Source organism: Streptomyces sp. CC224B, from assembly GCF_030010595.1.
Taxonomy (GTDB): Bacteria; Actinomycetota; Actinomycetes; order Streptomycetales; family Streptomycetaceae; genus Streptomyces; species Streptomyces longispororuber.
On sequence record NZ_JASCXL010000240.1, the window covers coordinates 1 to 1,993 of the forward strand.

General features: G+C 74.5%; 1 protein-coding gene and 1 pseudogene. Both read left to right on the plus strand.

All coding sequences use genetic code 11. The features are described 5' to 3' along the window. Positions 1-499: 499 nt before the first annotated feature. Positions 500-1,762 carry an MFS transporter gene (locus QK440_RS41140; RefSeq protein ID WP_282798381.1) on the plus strand — a complete coding sequence of 421 codons (1,263 nt, stop codon included), beginning with the start codon at positions 500-502 and terminating at the stop codon, positions 1,760-1,762. A gap of 68 nt (positions 1,763-1,830) precedes the next feature. Next, positions 1,831-1,993 (plus strand): annotated as a pseudogene (locus QK440_RS41145) (glucose-6-phosphate isomerase); the annotation flags it as partial.

A 1,993-nucleotide genomic window follows, 5' to 3' on the forward strand; every position in this document is an offset into this window, starting at 1 on the left:
GGGGGGCGGCGCCGCGCCGGGCCGGGCGCCCCCCCCCGCGCGGGGGCCCCCCCAACTGGGGGGGGCTATATTTATATTCCCCCCCCCGCCCCCCCCCGGGGGGGGCCCCCCCGGACCTGTTTCGGCGCCTGGCCTGCCGTGGCGGTTCCCGCGCCGCGTGCGCCATGGTGGTTCTCGTGCCACGCCTGCCGTGGCGGTTCCCGTGCCGCGCCCGCCCGCGGTGACTGTTGCCGCGCCGCGATCGCCGCGCGGCATCTGCCGTGTCCGTTCCCGCGCCGCCCCACCGCGATCGCCGCGCGACACCTGCCGTGAGCGTCCCGCGCCGCCCCAGCCGTGAGCGTCCCGCCCCGCATCTGGCCGTGGCCGTTCCCGCGTCGCCCCCGCCGTTTCCCCGGCCGGATCAAGGAACGTGCAGGTGGGCGTGTGTCCCCCGGTGATTGTCAGTGGTGCCCCCTACCGTGGGGGGTGATCGTGAACCGCGCGACGGACGGGGGGAGTTGTGACGCCTGCGAAGACGGTCGAAGCCGGGGCCGACGGCGCGCGGCGCGTCGCCTGGCGCGGGGGTTTCGGCAGGCTGTGGGGCGCCGCCGTGCTCTCCAGCTTCGGCGACTCGCTGCGCAAGGCGGCGCTGCCGCTGCTCGCCGCGTCCCTCACCGACGACCCGCTGCTCATAGCCTCCGTAACCGCCTGCGGCTACCTGCCGTGGCTCGTCTTCGGGCTGCTCGGCGGGGCCGTCGCCGACCGCGTGGACCAGCGGCGCGCCATGTGGCGGGTGGACGTGGCCCGCGGCCTGCTCGTGGGTGCCTTCGCCCTCGCCGTGGCGCTCGGCCACGCGTCCATCGGCCTGCTCATCGCGCTCGCGCTGCTGCTCACCACGCTCCAGACCCTGTTCGACAACGCGGCCACGGCCCTGCTGCCCGCCCTGGTGGACCGGGACGCCCTGGGCAGCGCGAACGCCCGGCTGCTCACTGGCCAGCAGCTCGCGGGCGGTCTCCTCGCCGCGCCCGCGGTGCCCTTCCTGATCGCCGCGGGGCCGGGGCTTCCGTACGCGGCCGACGCCCTGACCTATCTGGTGGCGGCCGCGCTCGTGGCCTCCCTGCGGATGCCCCCGCCGGAGCACCCGCCCAGACCCGCCGGCGCCACCCTGCGGTCCGACATCGCGCACGGCCTGCGCGCCCTGTGGCGGGACCGGGTGCTGCGCGGCCTGTGCGCGGCGACCGCGATCGGCAACGTCGGCATAGGCGCGCTCCTGGCCACCCTCGTCGTCCTGGTCACCGACTGGCTGAACGCGGGCGACGGCGGGTACGCGGCGGCCATAACCGCCTACGCGGCCGGAAGCCTGGTGGGCGGGGTGCTCGCCGGGCGGCTGGCACGGCGGCTCGGGCGTGTCCGCAGCGTCTTCGCCGCCGGAACGGCCCAGATCGCTGCGCTCATGGCCATGGGCACGCTCCGTGACGTCGTGGCCTTGACGGTGAGCATGACCCTGTTCGGCGCCATGGGGATGGTGTGGAACGTCAGTACCCACACCCTGATGCAGCAGCGCGCTCCCGCCGCCGTGCTGGGGCGGATCAGCGCGGCGTTCCGCACCCTGGCCACCGCCGGGGCCCCGCTCGGGGCGATACTCGGCGGGCTCGTGGCCACGCTGTGGGGCCCCAACACCCCGATGCTCCTCGCGGCCGCCCTCTTCACGCTCTCCGTCGCCGCGCTCACCCCCGTACTGAAGCCGGCCGACAGCGGACAGACGCCTCGTACGGGGCGCTGATCAATTAGGTTGGGACAGCGGGGCGTACGCACAGAACTCACGTTGTACGAGAGAAGGCTGAAGTCCAGATGGCAGCAGATGACCGTACCGAGCTGACGCGGACGAGCGCATGGACGGCGCTGGTCGAGCACAAGGAGCAGCTGGGGGAGGTGCGTCTGCGGGAGTTGTTCGAGGCCGATCCGGGGCGTGCCGAGCGGTACACGCTTCAGGTGGGGGATCTGTATCTGGATT